The organism is Kitasatospora sp. NPDC094016 (assembly GCF_040304045.1).
GTDB lineage: Bacteria > Actinomycetota > Actinomycetes > Streptomycetales > Streptomycetaceae > Kitasatospora.
In genome coordinates this window covers 1-18,563 of record NZ_JBEOUK010000014.1, presented here as the reverse complement: position 1 = coordinate 18,563, position 18,563 = coordinate 1, and the positions used below count along the sequence as shown (strand labels likewise).

The 18,563-nt window shown below is 71.7% G+C and carries 17 protein-coding genes; 8 read left to right on the top strand and 9 right to left on the bottom strand.

Translation table 11 applies throughout. The annotated features are described in order from the left end of the window. Window positions 1–385 precede the first annotated feature (385 nt). Window positions 386–829 (bottom strand): methylmalonyl-CoA epimerase, encoded by a 444-nt coding sequence (gene mce / locus ABT015_RS15655; protein ID WP_350879710.1) that lies wholly within the window; start codon window positions 827–829, stop codon window positions 386–388. 301 nt (window positions 830–1,130) lie between these two features. Here mce and ABT015_RS15650 point away from each other — a divergent pair, with 301 nt between their 5' ends. After that, a complete protein-coding gene (locus tag ABT015_RS15650; protein ID WP_350879581.1) occupies window positions 1,131–2,339 on the top strand; it encodes an acetyl-CoA C-acetyltransferase in 1,209 nt (402 codons plus the stop codon). Window positions 2,340–2,418: 79 nt separating this feature from the next. Then, a complete protein-coding gene (gene meaB, locus ABT015_RS15645) occupies window positions 2,419–3,375 on the top strand; it encodes a methylmalonyl Co-A mutase-associated GTPase MeaB (protein ID WP_350879580.1) in 957 nt (318 codons plus the stop codon). 58 nt (window positions 3,376–3,433) lie between these two features. Here the strand turns inward: meaB and ABT015_RS15640 are convergent, their stop codons facing one another. The 5 genes from ABT015_RS15640 to ABT015_RS15620 form a co-directional block, all read right to left on the bottom strand. Next, window positions 3,434–3,949 (bottom strand): MarR family winged helix-turn-helix transcriptional regulator, encoded by a 516-nt coding sequence (locus ABT015_RS15640; protein ID WP_350879579.1) that lies wholly within the window; start codon window positions 3,947–3,949, stop codon window positions 3,434–3,436. A 39-nt stretch (window positions 3,950–3,988) separates the two neighbouring features. Beyond that, a complete protein-coding gene (locus tag ABT015_RS15635; protein WP_350879709.1) occupies window positions 3,989–4,798 on the bottom strand; it encodes an AIM24 family protein in 810 nt (269 codons plus the stop codon). A 203-nt stretch (window positions 4,799–5,001) separates the two neighbouring features. After that, entirely contained in the window at window positions 5,002–5,652 is a 651-nt protein-coding gene (locus ABT015_RS15630) for an AIM24 family protein (RefSeq protein ID WP_350879578.1), read from the bottom strand. Beyond that, window positions 5,652–6,290: an AIM24 family protein gene (locus ABT015_RS15625; protein WP_079135621.1), complete on the bottom strand. Its 639-nt coding sequence runs from the start codon at window positions 6,288–6,290 to the stop codon at window positions 5,652–5,654. The genes ABT015_RS15630 and ABT015_RS15625 overlap by 1 nt, the downstream gene beginning before the upstream one ends. An 80-nt stretch (window positions 6,291–6,370) precedes the next feature. Continuing rightward, the gene (locus tag ABT015_RS15620) at window positions 6,371–7,168 is read right to left on the bottom strand and encodes a DUF2127 domain-containing protein (protein ID WP_350879577.1); all 798 of its coding nucleotides are present in this window, start codon (window positions 7,166–7,168) and stop codon (window positions 6,371–6,373) included. Between the two features lie 314 nt (window positions 7,169–7,482). Between ABT015_RS15620 and ABT015_RS15615 the strand changes: the two genes are divergently transcribed. After that, on the top strand, window positions 7,483–7,794 hold the full coding sequence (locus tag ABT015_RS15615; protein WP_371517107.1) for a DUF3817 domain-containing protein: 312 nt from the start codon (window positions 7,483–7,485) through the stop codon (window positions 7,792–7,794). A gap of 104 nt (window positions 7,795–7,898) precedes the next feature. Here the strand turns inward: ABT015_RS15615 and ABT015_RS15610 are convergent, their stop codons facing one another. Both ABT015_RS15610 and ABT015_RS15605 read right to left on the bottom strand, forming a co-directional pair. Next, window positions 7,899–9,527, bottom strand: coding sequence for a M4 family metallopeptidase (locus ABT015_RS15610; RefSeq protein WP_350879575.1), 1,629 nt, complete (start codon window positions 9,525–9,527; stop codon window positions 7,899–7,901). A gap of 443 nt (window positions 9,528–9,970) precedes the next feature. Continuing rightward, window positions 9,971–11,608, bottom strand: coding sequence for a M4 family metallopeptidase (locus tag ABT015_RS15605; protein WP_350879574.1), 1,638 nt, complete (start codon window positions 11,606–11,608; stop codon window positions 9,971–9,973). Between the two features lie 493 nt (window positions 11,609–12,101). Here ABT015_RS15605 and ABT015_RS15600 point away from each other — a divergent pair, with 493 nt between their 5' ends. The 3 genes from ABT015_RS15600 (at window position 12,102) to icmA (ending at window position 14,944) form a co-directional block, all read left to right on the top strand. Continuing rightward, window positions 12,102–12,641 (top strand): MarR family winged helix-turn-helix transcriptional regulator, encoded by a 540-nt coding sequence (locus ABT015_RS15600; RefSeq protein ID WP_350879573.1) that lies wholly within the window; start codon window positions 12,102–12,104, stop codon window positions 12,639–12,641. 77 nt (window positions 12,642–12,718) lie between these two features. Beyond that, window positions 12,719–13,060, top strand: a complete 342-nt coding sequence (locus ABT015_RS15595) for a DUF3817 domain-containing protein (RefSeq protein ID WP_350879572.1) — start codon at window positions 12,719–12,721, stop codon at window positions 13,058–13,060. Window positions 13,061–13,258: 198 nt separating this feature from the next. Continuing rightward, on the top strand, window positions 13,259–14,944 hold the full coding sequence (gene icmA / locus ABT015_RS15590; protein WP_350879571.1) for a coenzyme B12-dependent isobutyryl-CoA mutase large subunit: 1,686 nt from the start codon (window positions 13,259–13,261) through the stop codon (window positions 14,942–14,944). Window positions 14,945–15,001: 57 nt separating this feature from the next. On the opposite strand, the gene ABT015_RS15585 is transcribed toward icmA, so the two are convergent. Then, window positions 15,002–15,562, bottom strand: coding sequence for a TetR/AcrR family transcriptional regulator (locus ABT015_RS15585; protein WP_402450727.1), 561 nt, complete (start codon window positions 15,560–15,562; stop codon window positions 15,002–15,004). A gap of 494 nt (window positions 15,563–16,056) precedes the next feature. Between ABT015_RS15585 and ABT015_RS15580 the strand changes: the two genes are divergently transcribed. Continuing rightward, the gene (locus tag ABT015_RS15580) at window positions 16,057–17,049 is read left to right on the top strand and encodes a tetratricopeptide repeat protein (protein WP_350879569.1); all 993 of its coding nucleotides are present in this window, start codon (window positions 16,057–16,059) and stop codon (window positions 17,047–17,049) included. A gap of 719 nt (window positions 17,050–17,768) precedes the next feature. Then, entirely contained in the window at window positions 17,769–18,431 is a 663-nt protein-coding gene (locus ABT015_RS15575; RefSeq protein ID WP_063347768.1) for a DUF6230 family protein, read from the top strand. The last annotated feature ends 132 nt before the right edge of the window (window positions 18,432–18,563 follow it).

The following is an 18,563-nucleotide window of genomic DNA, read 5'->3' as shown; positions in this document are numbered from 1 at the left end:
CCGGTCAAGCCGGGGCCGCCCGCCGCGGTCGTCGGAGCCCTGGGCGTGGAAGCGCGGTGATGCCGCGTTCCCCCGTCCGGGTGGACTCCTGGGCGAACTCTTGCCTTGTGGAGAATGGTGACAGATCAGTGTTGCGACTGTTCAGCCGTGCCCGCGTTGTGGACTCCCCTGCGACGGGCCGGCCACCGTTGGGCGGACGGGCCTGTCATCGGCCGTGCTCGTCGCCTCCGTCCCCCGGAGCCTTCGCGCACCTGGGCATTGTAGTGGGAGCGCACTGCGGGGGAATGGCCGCGTGGTGGTTTTCCGGCTGTCGGACGAGGTTACTGACGGGTCATGACCGGTGATCGGGGGGTGCCGCCCGGTCGTGGGCGGCACCTGGCGGGGGTCAGTGGGCGTCGTGGGCGCCCGGTTCGGCGGAGGTGACCAGCTCGGTCAGGACGCCGCCGCAGTCCTTGGGGTGCAGGAAGGTGATCCGCGAACCCATCGAGCCGATCCGGGGCTCGTCGTAGAGGACCCGCACGCCCTTGGCCCGGACGGCCTCGGCGTCGCCGTCCACGTCGGCGGTGCCGAAGGCGATGTGGTGCACGCCCTCGCCGTTCTTCTCCAGCCACTTGGCGACGGTCGAGTCGGGCCGGGTGGGCTCCAGCAGCTGGAGGTAGGAGGCACCGCCGTCACCGGTGTCGTTGATCTTGAGCATGGCCTCGCGGACGCCCTGCTCCTCGTTGACCTCGGTGTGGAACACCTCGAAGCCGTAGGTGGCGCGGTAGAACTCGACCGTCTTGTCGAGGTCGCGGCAGGCGATGCCGATGTGGTCGATACGGGTCAGCACGGCGACCTCCGGGGGCGGGTTGGGTACCTCGGGAACCAGGTGGCACCAGTGCAGCGCATCGCCGCTGACCGGCGCCAGCGCCGGACGTGCGAGTCTGCTCACACGCCGGGGGTCCACCCGGGCCGCGCACCGGGGGCTCGCCCGGGGCGGACGCCGGGGTTCACCCGGGCCGCGTTGACACGGTGTTGACTGGAAGGTGCCAGTGCGCTCGATCACACCGTCGCTCCGGTGACGGGCGGGTAACAGGTCAGTACATTGAGCGCATCCTCACCTGGCCACGACGTGCGAAGGGGCTCGTCCCATGACCAACACCACCTCTGTGATCGTTGCCGGTGCGCGGACCCCGATGGGTCGCCTGCTCGGTTCCCTCAAGGGCTTCTCCGGTGCCGACCTCGGCGGTTTCGCGATCAAGGCCGCGCTGGAGCGGGCCGGCATCACGGGTGAGCAGGTCCAGTACGTGATCATGGGCCAGGTACTGCAGGCCGGCGCCGGCCAGATCCCGGCCCGCCAGGCCGCCGTCCAGGCCGGCATCCCGATGAGCGTCCCGGCGCTCACCATCAACAAGGTCTGCCTCTCCGGCCTGGACGCCATCGCGCTGGCCGACCAGCTGATCCGGGCCGGCGAGTTCGACGTCGTGGTGGCCGGCGGCCAGGAGTCGATGACCAACGCCCCGCACCTGCTGCCGAAGTCCCGCGAGGGCTACAAGTACGGCGCGATCGGGATGCTCGACTCGATGGCCCACGACGGCCTCACCGACGCCTACGAGAACATCCCGATGGGCGAGTCCACCGAGAAGCACAACACCCGGCTGGGCATCGCCCGCGAGGTGCAGGACGAGATCGCCGCGGCCTCCCACCAGCGGGCCGCCAAGGCGCAGGCCGACGGCGTCTTCGACGCCGAGATCACCCCGGTCGCGATCCCGCAGCGCAAGGGCGAGCCGGTGCTGTTCGGCCAGGACGAGGGCATCCGCGCGGACACCACCGTCGAGGGCCTGGCCAAGCTGCGTCCGGCGTTCGCCAAGGACGGCACGATCACGGCCGGCACCTCCTCGCAGATCTCCGACGGCGCGGCCGCGGTGGTCGTGATGAGCAAGGCCAAGGCCGAGGAACTGGGCCTGAGCTGGATCGCCGAGATCGGCGCGCACGGCAACGTGGCGGGCCCGGACAACTCGCTGCAGTCGCAGCCGTCCAACGCGATCAGGCACGCGCTGGCCAAGGAGGGCCTGGAGGTCTCCGACCTCGACCTGATCGAGATCAACGAGGCGTTCGCGGCCGTCGCCCACCAGTCGACCAAGGACCTGGGCGTCTCCTCGGACATCGTCAACGTCAACGGCGGCGCGATCGCGCTCGGCCACCCGATCGGGATGTCCGGCGCCCGCGTGGTGCTGCACCTGGCGCTGGAGCTCCAGCGGCGCGGCGGCGGGGTCGGCGCGGCCGCGCTGTGCGGCGGCGGCGGCCAGGGCGACGCCCTGATCGTGCGCGTCCCCAAGGACGCCAGCCCGAAGGCCTGATCAGCTGACATGCCTTCGGGGCTGCGGACCGCCACGAGCGGCGCCGCGGCCCCGAAGGCATCCGCGCTAGGAGCTCCCGATGATCGATGTCGCCACGCTGGTCGAACAGGCCCGGGAGGGCCGGCCGCGGGCGGTCGCCCGGCTGATCACGCTGGTCGAGAACGCCGCCCCGCAACTGCGCGAGGCGATGGCCGCGCTCGCGCCGTACACCGGGCAGGCCTACACGGTGGGCCTGACCGGCTCGCCCGGGGTCGGCAAGTCCACCTCGACCTCGGCACTGGTCTCCGCCTACCGGCGGCTCGGCAAGCGGGTCGGGGTGCTGGCCGTCGACCCGTCCTCGCCGTTCTCCGGCGGCGCGCTGCTCGGCGACCGGGTCCGGATGCAGGACCACGCCACCGACCCCGAGGTGTTCATCCGCTCGATGGCCACCCGCGGCCACCTCGGCGGGCTGTCCTGGACGGCGCCGCAGGCCCTGCGGGTGCTGGACGCGGCCGGCTGCGACGTGATCCTGGTCGAGACCGTCGGGGTGGGCCAGTCCGAGGTGGAGATCGCCGCCCAGGCCGACACCACCGTGGTGCTGCTCGCCCCCGGCATGGGCGACGGCATCCAGGCCGCCAAGGCCGGGATCCTGGAGATCGGCGACGTCTTCGTGGTCAACAAGGCCGACCGGGACGGCGCCGACGCCACCGCGCGCGAGCTCAACCACATGCTCGGCCTCGGCGAGGCCCGCGGGGCGGGGGACTGGCGCCCGCCGATCGTCAAGACCGTCGCCGCCCGCGGCGAGGGCGTCGACGAACTGGTCGAGGCGCTGGAGAAGCACCGCGCCTGGCTGGAGGAGCACGGCGAACTGGCGGCACGCCGCCGCCGCCGGGCCTCCGACGAGATCGAGGCGATCGCGCTGGCCGAACTGCGCACCCGGATCGGCGACCTGCGCGGGGACCGCCACCTGGCCGGCCTGGCCGAGCGGGTGGTGGCGGGCGAACTGGACCCGTACGGCGCGGCCGACGAACTCGTGGCCGGCCTCACCCGGGGCTGAGGACGGCGCGGGGCCGGCCCCCGGTGGGGTCGGCCCCGGTGTGCTGGGGGGCGGCGCGTCAGGCGCGGCCGCGCAGGCCGCGCAGGTGTTCGGCGACCGGGGCGAGGGCCTCGTACATGGCGTCGAGCTGCTCCTGGGTGAAGCGGTCGATGAAGTGGGCCCGGACGCTGCGCACGTGGTCGGGGGCGACCCGCTGCATGGTCTCCCAGCCGTGCTCGGTGAGGTGGGCGTAGAGGCCGCGGCGGTCGCCGGGGCACTCCTGGCGCAGCACCAGACCGGCGTTCTCCATCCGGGTGATCTGGTGCGAGAGCCGGCTCTTGGACTGGAGGGTGGCGGTGGCGAGGTCGGTCATCCGCATCCGGCGGTCGGGGGCCTCGGAGAGCACGACCAGGATCTCGTAGTCGTTGATCGCCAGGTTGTGCGGCTGGAGTTCACGGCTGAGCTGGTACTCCAGCAGCTTGGCGACCTCCAGATGGGCGCGCCACATCCGCTGCTCCCTGGCGGTCAGCCAGGGAGTCTCCTCCTCGGGCTGCGACGGAGGGGTGTCCGCAGTGTTGATCGTGTGCGTATCCATGGGCTCAGCATACCCTATTTAGTTCAATCTTGTACAAGTTTACAGGCCGAAACGTCGCCCCAGATCGCCCAGATTGCCGAGACCCGGCACGTTGAGGTTGCCCCCGCCGTGGCCCGACGCCGCCGGCTGCGACGGCACCCCGCCCACCGGCACGCCCGCCTCGGCGTCCACCTGGCCCACCGACCGCTCGGCCATCAGCTTCTCGCTGGACTGCAGCAGCACCTGGCCGGCGCCGATGAACTCGAACTGGTGCTCCTCGCCGGAGGCCCCGCCCAGCCCGGTCAGCCGCCGGATGCCGCCGATCAGCCCGTGCATGTAGTCGTGGTCGTAGTGGTGGCACGGCGCCGGGCAGTCCGCCCAGCCGACCAGCGCCTGCGGGTCCACCCGGATCGGCGGCTCGACGAAGTGCACCGGCCCGTTGGAGGCGGCGACGAACCTCCCGGTGCCGAGCAGGGTCAGGAAGCCCGGGATGATCGACTGCTTGAGCCGCAGCGACGGGTCGAAGGCCAGCAGGTTGCCGGAGCGGACGGTCAGGTTGCCGTCGTCCAGGTCGTAGGAGTTGAGGTCGAAGGCCCGGTCGGCCAGCAGCAGCTTGCCGCGGCCCTGGGCGACCACCCAGTCCGCCGCGTGCATCGGCGAGTTGAAGTTCTGGCCGATCACCCGGTCCAGCATGCCGGCGCCGACGCCCTTGAAGGTGATGTCGCCGTAGTAGGCGACCATCTTGCCCTTCTGCAGGAAGTACGAGCCGTTCAGGTCGACCGAGAAGGCGTACGGGTTGACGTTGTCGTTCACCGGCAGGGTGTACGCGTCGTGCACCACCGGGCCGGAGCCGCCGTGCGCACTCGGCAGCGGGGCCTGCGGGCCGCCGAACTGCTCCTGGGCGTAGGCCTGTTGGGGCTGCTGCGGGGGAGGCGGCGGCGGGTAGCCGCCCTGCTGGGGGTAGCCCTGCGCGGGCGGCGGCGCGTAGCCCGGCGGGGGAGGGGCGGCGAAGCCGGGCTGGGTCGGCTGGTCGTACGGTGACTGCCCGTACGGGGGCTGCGGCGGGTAGGACATCAGAGCTTCTCCTCGCTCGCCTGGACGTACACCGCGCCCTGTCCGGACAGCTCCAGCTGGAAGGCCTCGCCGGAGCCGCGGCCGATCATGTCGCGCCAGCCCAGCGCCGTGGACAGCTTGTTCTGCACCTGGCCGCGGTGCGCCACGTACGCCTGCGGGTCGACGTGCACCGGCCGGCCCGGGACGATCGGCAGCTCGAAGACGCCGCCGTGCGCCATCACCGCGACCGAGCCCTTGCCGTCCAGCTGGGTGGTGAACAGGCCCTGGCCGGTGACCTGACCGCGGACCATGCCCATCACCCCGCCCTGCGAGCCCATGAACATGGTGGACTGGCGCAGCGTGCCCTCGAAGGCCAGCAGCCGGTCCGCCTCGACGTACAGGGTGTCGCCGGCCAGGTCGATCACGTGCACGTGGTGGCCGCCGTGGCCGAACATCACCCGGCCCTGGCCCTCGACGGTCATCAGCGGGGTGTCCTCGTTGGCCACCCGGCGGCCGATCATCGACATCACGCCGCCCTGCCCGCCGGTGATGTTCGGCGTGAAACGGACGTCCCCGCTGTACGCGAGCATGGCGCCGCGCTGACTGAACAGCCGCTGCCCGGGCAGCACCACGGCCTCGACCATCTTGCCGTTGATCTTCGTGAAGCCCATCAGACGTCGCCCCCGATGGTGACCTTCTCCGACGGCTGCACGTACACCAGGCCCTCTCCGGTGAACTCCACCTGGACGGCCTCGCCGCCGCCCTCGCCGATCACCGTGGTCCAGCCCGCGCCCGACTTCAGGCTGCGGTGCAGGCTGCCGGTGTGCGCCACGTAGGCGCCCGGGTCCACCCGCAGCGGCTGGCCCTGGCCGACCCGCAGGATGATCGCGGGCCCGTTCGAGGTGACGGCGGCCCAGCCGTGGCCCTCCACCTTGGTGGTGAAGAGGCCGTTGCCGGAGGACATGCCGTTGAGTCCGGTGAAGGTGGTGCCGGTGCGCAGCGAGCCCTCCGTGCAGAGCAGGTTGTCCGCCTCGACGAACAGCGTCTCGCCGTTCAGCCGGACCAGGTTGATCTCGGTGGCCTTGTCGGCGAAGTAGCAGGTGCCCTGGCCCTTCACCTCCATGACGGTCATCTGCTCGCCGGTGAGCCGGCGGGCGACCATGCCGCGCAGGCCGTCCCCGCCGCCGGTCAGCTTCTTGAAGCTCATCTGGCCGGTGTAGGCGACCATCGAGCCGTGTCTGGCCTTGACGGCCTCGCCGGCCAACTCGACCGCGAGTACCCGGGATCCCTGGAGTCTGAACTGTGCCACGGCCGCAATCTAGCGGGCGCGGCCGGTGCAGGGGGAGGGGCGGGAGCGGAACTGGTACCGGTCTGCGACAAACGCGCCGGTCACGCCCGCGCGTGCGCCCCCCGGGCGGCGTGCGGGACGGCGCCGGCCGCCTCCTCGACCTCCAGCAGCGAGGCCGAGTGGCGCTCCGCCTCGAAGGCCACCACACCGCCGCGCAGCCCGAACAGCCGCTTGGACAGCATGATCCAGAGCACCGCGGCGATGTTCAGCACCAGCGTGCCGATCTTCACGGCGCTGACGTGCTCGCTCAGCTCGTAGCCCTCCAGCGGCAGGAAGGCGGCGGTGGCCACGACGGTGAGGTACTCGGCCCAGCGCCTGCCCAGCCAGAGGCCGACCGCCTCGACGATCTCGATCAGCGCGTAGGCCACCAGCGCGCCCGCGACGATCAGCAGGGTGCTCTTCTTGTAGTCGAAGGTCTTGCGGATGGTGTCGACGATCGGGGAGTGTTCGAGGTCCCAGTGGAAGTGGTCGGTGACCGGCCGGAAGACCGACAGGTTCTCGTCGAAGACCCGGTGCACGGCGTCCTGGCTGTTGGAGAACTTCCAGACGGCCCAGGCCACGATGATGATCAGCAGGCCGCGCAGCACCCGCTCGACGGCGAGGAAGCGCAGGATGAAGAGGTCCCGCAGCGCCTTGCCGCGCGGCACCAGCGGGGCGTCCTGCGCCGGGCCGGAGCCGTGCGGGGCGCCGAGCGCGAAGTCGCCGCAGCGCAGGCAGCGCCAGGCGTCGCCGAGGGCGGTCGCGGCGTGCAGCCGGGCGGCCAGCTCGGGCTCGGTCGGCGCGTAGGTGGTGTGGCCGCGCTTGGCGCAGGTCCTTCGGTCCCAGTCCCGCTTGAACATGTGGTCGCTACCCCCGGTCGCCCGATGTCTACGGCGCCCGGTGCGTCGGGCGCGGGCAGCAGGATAGGGGCAGCGGGTGACGGGCCGGCGCGACCAGCCGGGTTCTGGCGCACAGCTGTGACACGGACACGACGGCCGTGGCGGGGTCGGGCGCGGCGGCCGTGGCGCCGGTGTCGGGCGCGGCGGTTGTGACGTCGGGCACGGTGCCCACCCCGGCCGGGGCTTCGGACAGGTGCTCGGTGATAATGGCCGGAAGGCTTGTGAGTCGCTTCACAAGCAGGTACGCCTCCGACCCCCGTATTGAGGTACCCATCGTGAACAGCAGCGCCGTCCACCGCCTGCGCCTGGTCTCCGGCCCCGAAGGGGTCTCGTTCATCCTGCTGCTGATCTGCTCCGTGCTGAAGCGGACCACGTCCTTCGACGGCGTCCCGGTGATGGGCATGGTCCACGGGATCCTGTTCATCCTGTACGTCGTCTTCTGGATCCAGGCCTGGCAGGCGCAGAAGTGGGACGCCAAGCGCGGCGTGCTGCTGTTCGTCCTCTCGGTGCTGCCGACCGGCGGCTTCTTCGCCGAGCGGATGCTCGCCAAGGAGGAGCGCGGCGAGCTGAAGCCGGCCACCGCGTAGGGACGCGCGCCCGCCACGCGACGGTCGACAGGCTGCCGCGGCCTCCTCTCCCAAAGGGCCGCGGCAGCCTGTCGCCGTTTCTTACCGGGGGTGGCTGGGGGGTACTAGTTGACGTTGACGCCGCTCCACGCGGCCGCCACGGTCTTGTACTCGGTGCTGGTGGCCCCGTACAGGTCGGTCGCGGCCTTCAGGGTCGCCGTGCGGGCGGCCTTGTAGTTGGTGGTGGAGGTCATGTAGACGGTCAGCGCGCGGTACCAGATCGCGGCCGCCTTGGTCCGGCCGATGCCGGTGACCGTCGAGCCGTTGGAGGTCGGGCTGTTGTAGCTGACCCCGTTGATCACCTTGGCGCCGCTGCCCTCGGACAGCAGGTAGAAGAAGTGGTTGGCGATGCCCGAGGAGTAGTGGACGTCGAGGTTGCCGACGCCCGAGTACCACGAGTCCGCGGAGCTGCCGTCCTTGGAGGGCTTGTCCATGTAGCGCAGCGGCTTGCCGTTGCCGAAGATGTTGAGCTTCTCGCCGATCAGGTAGTCCGGCGGGTCCGCGGGCAGGTTGGCCGACCACTCGACCATGGTGCCGAAGATGTCGGAGGTGGCCTCGTTGAGGCCGCCGGACTCGCCGGAGTAGTTGAGGTTCGCCGTGGCGGAGGTGACGCCGTGGGTCATCTCGTGGCCGGAGACGTCGATCGCGGTCAGCGGGTTGGTGTTGCCGGAGCCGTCCCCGTACGTCATGCAGAAGCAGGAGTCGTCCCAGAACGCGTTGACGTAGTTGGAGCCGTAGTGGACGCGGCTGGCGGCGCCGACGCCGTTGTTCTTGATGCCGTTGCGGCCGAAGGTGTTCTTGTAGTAGTCCCAGGTGGCCGCGGCGCCGTACTGGGCGTCCACGGCGGCGGACTCGCGGTTGGAGGCCAGGCCGTTGCCCCAGGAGTTGCTGGTCTTGGCGAACAGCGTGCCGTTGCCCGAGGTGGCGCCCTTGAGGTCGGTGGTGGACTGGCCGCCGCGGGTGGCGTCCTTCAGCGAGTAGGTCGAGCCGCTCTGGGTGGTGGTCAGCGTGACGGTGCCGACGTTGACGCCCTTGCCGGTGCCGGAGGCGGTCTGCACCTGCTCGCGGGTGGACAGCACCTCGCCGGTGGCGGCGTCGGTGACGACCTGCTGGCTGCTCGGGGTGCCGTCGGCCCGCTCGCCGTGGACCACCGTGCGGTGGGCCAGCCGCGGCGCGCCGTCGGCCGCCCACACCACCAGCTCGGCCGCGCCCGCGCCGTCGACCCGGCTGAGCGCCGCCTCGTCCTCGTCGGCGGCCGTCCCGACGGTCGCCCGCACCGCGGCGGTGGCCCGCTCGGCCGCCTGCCCGGCGGCGAGGCCCGGGGCCAGGCTCGGGAGCGACAGGCTGCCGTCGAAGGCCCGGTCGACCGAGTCCACCGAGCCGTCGGCGCGCTGGTGGACGACCAGGTCGCCGCCGAGCACCGGCAGGCCGGCGTAGGTCCGCTCGTAGCGCAGGTGGCGTTCGCCGTTGGCGTCCGCGACGACGTCCTTGACCACCAGCCGCTCCTGGCCGCCGAGGGCCAGGGCCTGGGCGACCGGGCTGCTCTGCCCGGCGGCCACCGCGAGCAGCGCGGCGCGCTGCTGCTCCGGCGACGGGGCGGCGGCCTGGGCGGCGGGGACGATGGCGATCTGGATCACGCCGGCGAGCAGGGCGGTGGCGGAGAGTATGGCGCCGGCTGTCAGCTTTCGCTTCACGTGCGGGGGTTCCTTCCACGAAACCGCGTGTGCGCGCGGTTGCGCCGCGTACCGGGGCGCCGGGGTTGGCGCCGTGGGGCGGTAGGGCGCGGACGTGCTGCTCCCGTGCGGTACCTGACGATCCGTCGACGGGTGGGGGTGACGGATGTCGGACGGGGCTTCGGCAGAAGCATGACAATCGATGGCAGGAAATGACAGAGCACGGACAGGGATTGGCCGGGATCCGCCAGTGCTGGTGCGGATGGTTCGGCTGCCGCCCGGTGCCCGCTACGGGCGGTTCGTCCGGCTGGCAGGACTTCGCCACCCGGGGAGCGGAGCGGGCGGGAGACCGGGCACGAGGGGGAGCGGGCACGCGGGGGAGCGGGCGCGCGGACGCCCGGGGCCGCCCTTCGCGGAGGCCCCGGACGTCCTGTCACCGTGCGCCGTGCGCCGTGCGCCGTGCGTCAGTTGACGTTGACCCCGCTCCACGCGGCCGCGACCGCCTTGTACTCGGCGCTGGTGGCGCCGTACAGGTCGGAGGCGGCCTTCAGGGTGCCGGTGCGGGCACTCGCGTAGTTGGTGGTGGAGGTGAAGTAGACGGTCAGCGCGCGGTACCAGATCTGCGCGGCCTTGTCGCGGCCGATGCCGGTGACCGCCGAGCCGTTGGAGGTCGGGCTGTTGTAGCTGAAGCCGTTGATGCTCTTCGCGCCGCTGCCCTCGGACAGCAGGTAGAAGAAGTGGTTGGCGATGCCCGAGGAGTAGTGGACGTCGAGGTTGCCGACGCCCGAGTACCAGGAGTCCGCCGAGGCGCCGTCCTTGCTGGGCTTGTCCATGTAGCGCAGCGGGGTGCCGTCGCCGTTCAGGTTGATCAGCTCGCCGATCCAGTAGTTCGGCGGGTTGGAGGGCAGGTTGGCGTAGAACTCGACCATGGTGCCGAAGATGTCGGAGGTGGCCTCGTTGAGGCCGCCGGACTCGCCGGAGTAGTTGAGGTTCGCCGTGGCGGAGGTGACGCCGTGGCTCATCTCGTGGCCGGCCACGTCGATCTCGGTGAGCGGGTGGGTGTTGCCGCTGCCGTCGCCGTAGGACATGCAGAAGCAGGCGTCGCTCCAGAACGCGTTCACGTAGTTGGAGCCGTAGTGGACGCGGCTGGTCGCGCCGACGCCGTTGTTCTTGATGCCGTTGCGGCCGAAGGTGTTCTTGTAGAAGTCCCAGGTGGCGGCCGCGCCGTACTGGGCGTCCACGGCGGCGGACTCGCTGTTGGAGGCCAGGCCGTTGCCGAAGGCGTTGGTCGAGTTGGCGACCAGCGTGCCGGTGCCGGAGGTCTTGTTCTTCAGGTTGACGGTCGACTGGCCGCCGCGCGTGGCGTCCTTCAGCTGGTACGAGGTGCCGCTCTGGGTGGTGGTCAGCGGGACGTTGCCGACGAAGACGCCCTTGCCGGTGCCGGAGGCGGTCTGCACCTGCTCGTGGGTGGACAGCACCTGGCCGGTGGCGGCGTCGGTGACCAGCAGCTGGCTGCTGGGGGTGCCGTCGGCGCGCACGCCCTCGACGGTGGTGCGGTACGCCAGGCGCGGGTTGCCGTCGCTCGCCCAGACCACCAGCTCGGCCTTGCCGGTCTGGTGCACGGCCGCCAGCGGGGACTCGTCCTTGCCCGCGGCGACGCCGACGGTGGCCTGGACGGCGCCGGTGGCCTGCGCGGCGGCCTTGTCGGCCGGGATCTGCGGGGCCAGGCTCGACAGGCTCAGCTGCGCGGAGACCGCCTTGTCGACCGACTCCACCGTGCCGCGGGCGCTCTGGTGGACGACCAGGTCGCCGCCGAGCACCGGCAGGCCGGCGTAGGTGCGCTCGAAGCGCAGGTGCCGGGTGCCGTCCTTGTCCACCACGGCGTCCTTCGCCACCAGTTGCTCCTGGCCGCCGAGGGCGAGGGCCTTCGCCAGCGGGCCGGACTGGCCGCCCGCCAGGGCGAGCGCCGCCGCGTGCTGCTCGGCGGCCTGCGCCTGCGCCGCGGGGATCGGGCTGGCCTGGGCGGCGGTGCTCACCTGGACGACGCCGGTGAGCAGGGCGGTGGCGGAGAGTACGGCGACTGCTGCGAGCTTTCGCTTCACGGACGAGTCCTTCCGGGTAACCGCGTGTGGGCGGTCGCACCGCGTCCCGGGGGCCGGGGTCGGCACCTGAGGGGCGGGACGGGCGCTGACGTGCTGGCCCCGTGCGGTCGAGCGGCGGGCCACCGGTGGGTGGGGGTGGTGGCTGCCGGACGGGGTTGGCGGAAAGCATGACAATCGAGCAAATCAAATGACAGGTCTTGCTCATGAATTGGCCAAGTCCCGCCAGCCGGAGGGATTGTGAACGGGCGGATAAAAGGTGCGAATCACCCGGCCTTTCAGCGGGTTACCATCCGAACCGAGGCCTGATAGTGCGGCTGCGGACCGATCGGCCGTCAACTCCGCCGCGCCCCGGTCCCGTTGCCCCGCATTCACACCGGTGCAACGTCCTGGTATGGACCTGACAGCCCTTTTGGCGGGTTCCCGCCACGCGTCGCGCTTGTCCACCATCAGGACGGCTGGTAGCGCCCGACCCGTCCGCCGGTACGGTAAGGAGGTGCCCAAGCCCCTAGCCCTCGACTTCGACCCGATCGCCCGCGCCGACGAGCTCTGGACCCGCCGCTGGGGCGGGGTCCCCCCGATGGCGGCGATCACCTCGATCATGCGAGCCCACCAGATCCTGCTCTCCCGGGTCGACGCGGTGCTCAAGCCGTACGGGCTGACCTTCGCCCGGTACGAGGCGCTGGTGCTGCTGACCTTCAGCCGGACCGGCGAGCTCTCGCTGTCCAAGATCGGCGAGCGGCTCATGGTCCACCCGACCAGCGTCACCAACACCGTCGACCGGCTGGAGCGGGCCGGTCTGGTCGCCCGCCGCCCCAACCCGCTGGACGGCCGCGGCGTGCTCGCCGCGATCACCGGCCGCGGCCGCGAGACGGTCGAGGAGGCCACCCGGGAACTCATGGCGATGGAGTTCGGGCTGGAGGAGTACGACACCGAGCAGTGTCGGCAGGTGTTCGAACTGCTCAGGCCGCTGCGGATCGCCGCCGGCGACTTCACCGACGAGCGCGGCGAGGGGGCTGCGCGGGAGCGGCCGTGAGGACGGTTACCCTCGTGTGAGCGGTGCGCGGATCCGGGCGTACCGGTCGATCCCTGCCGAACGAGGCGATGAAGAGTATGAAGGCGACCCCCCTGCTGGGCTGGTACCGGGCCCTGGCCATTGCGACCGGTGTGGCCCTGCTGGTGTTCTGCGGCTTCATGGTCGCGAAGTACGGCTTCGACGCGGCCGAGGACCTGACCACGTACGTCGCGATGCTGCACGGCTACCTGTACATCGGGTACTTCGTGGTGACCTTCCTGCTCGGGCAGAAGCTGAAGTGGCCGCTCGGCCGGATGATCCTGACCCTGGCCGCCGGCTGCATCCCGTTCGCGTCCTTCGTCTTCGAGCGCAAGGTGGTCCGCGAGGCCGCCGAGCGGCTCCCGGCCGGCGCCGACGCCCGCCAGCCCGCCGGCGTCTGATCCGACGCCCCGGCGAGTGCCCCTTCCCTCGCGGGGGAAGGGGCACTGCGCGTTTCCGGCCCCGGAGAGGGCGGCCCCCGGCGTTTCGCCTCCGGCATCCATCGACAGCTGCTAGGACGTCCGAGTAAATTAGTAGGACGTCCTAATAGCTGTGCCGCCCCGGTGCCGTGGCGGCCGTACGGAGCGGAGTTCGGGGTCATGGACGCCGAGGAGATCGAGCGCGGACGGCAGCGCTGGCAGCAGCGGTACGACAGCGCCCGCAAGCGGGACGCGGACTTCACCACCCTGTCCGGCGACGAGGTCGAGCCGGCGTACGGTCCCGCCCCCGGGCAGGCCGTCGAGGGCTTCGAGCGGATCGGCTGGCCGGGCGAGTACCCCTTCACCCGCGGGCTGCACCCCACCGGCTACCGGGGCCGCACCTGGACCATCCGCCAGTTCGCCGGCTTCGGCAACGCGCAGCAGACCAACGAGCGCTACCGGATGATCCTGGAGGCGGGCGGCGGCGGCCTCTCGGTCGCCTTCGACATGCCCACCCTGATGGGCTACGACTCCGACGACGCCAAGTCGCTCGGTGAGGTGGGCCACTGCGGCGTCGCCATCGACTCGGCCGCCGACATGGAGGTGCTGTTCAACGGCATCCCGCTCGGCGAGGTCACCACCTCGATGACGATCAGCGGCCCGGCCGTCCCGATCTTCTGCATGTACCTGGTCGCCGCCGAGCGCCAGGGCGTCGACCCGGCGGTGCTCAACGGCACCCTGCAGACGGACATCTTCAAGGAGTACATCGCCCAGAAGGAGTGGCTCTTCGCCCCCGAGCCGCACCTGCGGCTGATCGGCGACCTGATGGCGTACTGCGCCCAGGGCATCCCCGCGTACAAGCCGCTGTCCGTCTCCGGCTACCACATCCGCGAGGCCGGGGCGACGGCCGCGCAGGAGCTCGCGTACACCCTCGCCGACGGCTTCGCCTACGTCGAGCTGGGCCTGTCCCGGGGCCTGGACGTGGACGTCTTCGCGCCCGGCCTGTCCTTCTTCTTCGACGCGCACCTGGACTTCTTCGAGGAGATCGCCAAGTTCCGCGCCGCGCGCCGGATCTGGGCCCGCTGGATGCGCGACCGCTTCGGCGCCAAGACCGACAAGGCGCAGTGGCTGCGCTTCCACACCCAGACCGCCGGCGTCTCGCTGACCGCGCAGCAGCCGTACAACAACGTGGTCCGCACCGCCGTGGAGGCGCTGTCCGCGGTGCTCGGCGGCACCAACTCGCTGCACACCAACGCCCTGGACGAGACCCTGGCGCTGCCCTCCGAGCAGGCCGCCGAGATCGCCCTGCGCACCCAGCAGGTGCTGATGGAGGAGACCGGCGTCGCCAACGTGGCCGACCCGCTGGGCGGTTCCTGGTACGTCGAGGCGCTCACCGACCGGATCGAGCAGCAGGCCGAGGCGATCTTCCAGCGGATCCTCGACAAGGGCCGCGAGGACCACGGGATCGGCCCGATCACCTCCGGCATCCTGCGCGGGATCGAGGAGGGCTGGTTCACCGGCGAGATCGCCGAGGCGGCCTTCCAGTACCAGCAGTCGGTGGAGAAGGGGGACAAGCGCGTGGTCGGCGTCAACTGCCACCCCCGCAGCGTCACCCCCGAACTGGAGATCCTCCGGGTCAGCCACGAGGTCGAACGCGAGCAGGTGCGGGTGCTGCGCGAGCGCAAGGAGGCCCGGGACGAGGCGGCGGTGCGGGCCGGGCTGGACGCCATGCTGGCGGCCGCGCGCTCGGGCGAGTCGATGATCCCGCCGATGCTGGACGCGGTGCGCGCCGAGGCGACCCTGGGCGAGATCTGCAACGCGCTGCGCGAGGAGTGGGGGACGTACCGGGAGAACGCGTCCTTCTAGGGCGTGCCGGTGGGCCGCCCCGTACGGAGCTCCGTGCGGGGCGGCTTCGTCGTACCCTCAGTCGCCCAGCAGGCTGGGGAAGGGGCCGAGCAGCAGGTTGGTGAAGCGGCGGGTCCAGTCGGCGGTGATCGGCTCGCCGCTGACCAGGACGCGGTGCTCGACCGTCCCGGCGATGGTGTCGAAGATGATGTCGATCTCCTCGCAGGCCGTCCGCGGGTCGGCGTCCGGGGCGAGTTCGCCGCGCGCCTGGGCGGCCGCCCGGCCCTGCCGGACCAGGCGCTTCTGCGGGTCGACGATGGCCTCCCGGATCCGGCGGCGCAGGTGCGGGTCGCGGGTGCCCTCGGCGAACAGCGCGAGCAGCGCGGCCTGGGTCTCGGGGCGGGCCAGCAGGTCGGCGAACTGGGCGACCACCGCCTCGATGTCGGCCCGCAGGCTGCCGAGGTCGGGCATCACCAGGTCGTCGAAGAGGCTGGCGACGGCGTCCACCACGAGTTCGTTCTTGGACGGCCAGCGGCGGTAGAGGGTGGTCTTGGCGACCTTGGCGCGGGTCGCGACGTGGCCCATGGTCAGCCCGCCCCAGCCGAGTTCGGCGAGGGCCTCGCGGGTGGCGTCGAGGATGGCGCGGTCGGCGGCGGCGCTGCGCGGGCGGCCCTTGGCCCTGGTCGCGGCACCCGCCGAGGGGGCGGGGCCGTCCGCGGTCTCCGGGCCCGTGACGTCCGGGTTCGCGGGGGGCTGGGGGGCCGGCAACCGGGCCTCCTTGCGCTCTACTGGTGAGTAACATGGGTGGGGCTGGTAACGGTAGCGGCTGTTCGCCCGTTCGGGCAGCCGGGCCGCCCCGGAAAGTGGGGCAGGTCACGTCGCGGAACCGCCGGTGGGGCTTGCGGCCGGGACCCCGGCTCCAGTTACGCTACGACTCGTAGCGAAAGCAGTGACAACCAGGCGCCGCACCCGTGGGACGGGGCGGCGCGGGCGCGGGTGGGGATCCGCGCCGAACGGTTCAGGCTACCGGGGGAGGGCCACTGCGCCCGGGAATCCGCGCCGCGCGGCCCGTGCGGGGCGACTTTCCGGAGGTTGGTTGCCCGCAGGCGGCGCGGACGGGGGAGGATGGTGCCATGCAGCCACGGAATTCGCGTCTCAACAGCTCCGCCCTGCGCGGTGCGGTCGACCTCGCCGCAGTGAAGGCAGCCGGCGAGGCTGCCCAGAAGGCCGAGCAGGCCAGGGTCGAGCGGGCCCGCCAGGCGGCCGCCGACGAAGCGGCCGGAGTCGCCCCCGCGCAGTCCGCCTACGCGCTCGTCATCGACGTCACCGAGGACACCTTCGAGGCCGAGGTCGTCCAGCGCTCCACCGAAGTGCCGGTCGTCATCGACTTCTGGGCCGAGTGGTGCGGCCCCTGCAAGCAGCTCAGCCCGATCCTGGAGGGCCTGGCCGAGGAGTACGCCGGCCGGTTCGTGCTCGCCAAGATCGACGTGGACGCCAACCCGCTGATCTCCCAGCAGTTCGGCATCCAGGGCATCCCGGCCGTGATGGCCGTGGTGGCCGGCCAGCTGGTGCCGCTGTTCCAGGGCGCCGAGAGCGCGGCCAACGTCCGCAAGGTGCTGGACCAGCTGATCCTGGTCGCCGAGCAGCGCTTCGGCGTGGTCGGCGGCGCCGGGGCCCCGGGCGAGGCGCCGGACGCCGCCCCGCAGCGGCCGGAGGACCCGGCCCTGGCCGCCGCGCACGACGCGCTGGACAGCGGCGACCTGGGCGGCGCCGTCCAGGCCTACCGGAACGTTCTGGCCGACCAGCCGGGCAACACCGAGGCCAGGCTGGGCCTCGCCCAGGCCGAACTGCTGCAGCGGATCGAGAGCGTGGACCCGCAGGCCGTCCGCGCCGCGGCCGCGGCCGACCCGAAGGACGTCGAGGCCCAGCTGCGGGCGGCCGACCTGGACCTGGTGGGCGGTCACGTCGAGGACGCCTTCGGCCGGCTGGTGGACACCGTCGGCCGGACCGCCGGTGAGGACCGGGACGCCGCCCGGCTGCGCCTGCTGGAGCTCTTCGAGGTGATCGGCCCGGAGGATCCGCGGGTCACCGCGGCCCGCACCGCGCTGGCGCGCGTGCTGTTCTGACGCCGCCTCCGGTCCTGGCCCGGGCGGTCCCGGGCGGGTCCTGGCACGGCGAATGACCTGCGGTGTCGCCGGGTGATTTGGCGACAATCCGGTCAACCGGACAGAGGTTTACCAAATCTTGACAACACCCGTGGACAGTCACACTTGGTGACTGTCCACGGGTGTTTCGTTCGTGTTTCCGGCGGATTTCTTCGTCACGTTTCCTTCATGGCGTCACACACGGTGCATGCTGCGCCGATTCCGTGGTCAATGCCACCGGGTGTTGCATTACCCGTCAGTAAGGAACCTCTTGTGCTTCGCCCGGGATTCGAGCACGATCGGCGACGCCCGGTCCCTGACTCCACACCCTCCGATCCGGTCGGCCACGTGGAGCACGGGATCCCCACCGGGTGATCCGCCGGCCCCGGTCGGCGGTAGGGAGGGCAGGGGGGTATCCGCGGTCCCACGGCGGTTCCTGTCCTTCGACCGGCCGCGCGGCCCTGCGCGGTCGCTGGTTGTCGCTCGGGGGTGATCGCCGATGTCGTCGGTCCTGCCCGCCGCCCCGCAAGGACGGCCGGTGGAGGGACGGGAGTGCCGCTGTGTGCCGGCCGCTCCCGCGTCCGACGACGCCCAAGGCGCTCTCCGCTACCGAGGACGTAGCTCTCTCCCATCCCAGTCCCCCACCGGCGCGGGCGCGCCGCCGGGGAGCCGGAGATGTACGTCCTAGAAGGAGGACTCGCATGTCCCAGACCTACGGCAAGACCCGCTGGAAGCGCTTCGCGCTGGTGATGGTGCCGAGCATCGCGGCCACCGCGATGGTCGGCGCCGCCATGGCCAACAACGCGCTGGCGGCTTCGTTCAGCGTCTCCGGCCAGAGCTTCAAGGTCACCACGCCGGAGCTGCACGGCAAGAACTTCGCCCAGTTCGGCTCGATCGACGCCGAGGTGAACGGCACTCCGCACCCGGTCGCCGTCTCGGCCTTCGACGAGGCCACCATCAAGGGCCTCTGCCAGTCGGTGGTGACCGACCCCAACGTCATCCCCGGCCTGCCGTGGAAGCTGCCCAAGATCGTCCTTCGCCTGGAGGCGGGCAACAGCGACGACGTCAAGAAGCAGGTCTACGCCAAGAACCTGCTGATCGACCTCGACCAGCTGAACGCGGACGCCGAGTTCACCAACATCAACATCGGCCAGGACGCCTCGACCCTCAAGGGCGAGGCCACCCAGGGCTGGAAGTCCAAGCTCGGTGGCCTGCCGTCCGGCGCGACCGGCTTCGCCCAGGCCGCCGACAAGGCCGACCTGTACAACGTGCAGCAGACCGCCTGGGCCACCTCGGCCGGCACCTTCAAGCTCCCCGGCCTGAAGCTCGCGCTGCACACCGACGGCACCGGCGAGTGCTACTAGGCCGTTGACGGGCGGCGGACCGGGCCCGGTCCGCCGCCCCGACGGCACCTGTGGGACCGGTGGGGGGGGGGGCGGCCCCCCCGGGAGCCGGGTGTCGTCCAACCCGCCGTCACAACCACGATGAGCCGGCCG

Coding starts and splice junctions, on each gene's coding strand:
- ABT015_RS15650 (WP_350879581.1), top strand. CDS start 1,131: ATGACCAACACCACCTCTGTGATCGTTGCCGGTGCGCGGACCCCGATG.
- meaB (WP_350879580.1), top strand. CDS start 2,419: ATGATCGATGTCGCCACGCTGGTCGAACAGGCCCGGGAGGGCCGGCCG.
- ABT015_RS15640 (WP_350879579.1), bottom strand. CDS start 3,949: ATGGATACGCACACGATCAACACTGCGGACACCCCTCCGTCGCAGCCC.
- ABT015_RS15630 (WP_350879578.1), bottom strand. CDS start 5,652: ATGGGCTTCACGAAGATCAACGGCAAGATGGTCGAGGCCGTGGTGCTG.
- ABT015_RS15620 (WP_350879577.1), bottom strand. CDS start 7,168: ATGTTCAAGCGGGACTGGGACCGAAGGACCTGCGCCAAGCGCGGCCAC.
- ABT015_RS15595 (WP_350879572.1), top strand. CDS start 12,719: ATGAAGGCGACCCCCCTGCTGGGCTGGTACCGGGCCCTGGCCATTGCG.
- icmA (WP_350879571.1), top strand. CDS start 13,259: ATGGACGCCGAGGAGATCGAGCGCGGACGGCAGCGCTGGCAGCAGCGG.
- ABT015_RS15580 (WP_350879569.1), top strand. CDS start 16,057: ATGCAGCCACGGAATTCGCGTCTCAACAGCTCCGCCCTGCGCGGTGCG.
- ABT015_RS15575 (WP_063347768.1), top strand. CDS start 17,769: ATGTCCCAGACCTACGGCAAGACCCGCTGGAAGCGCTTCGCGCTGGTG.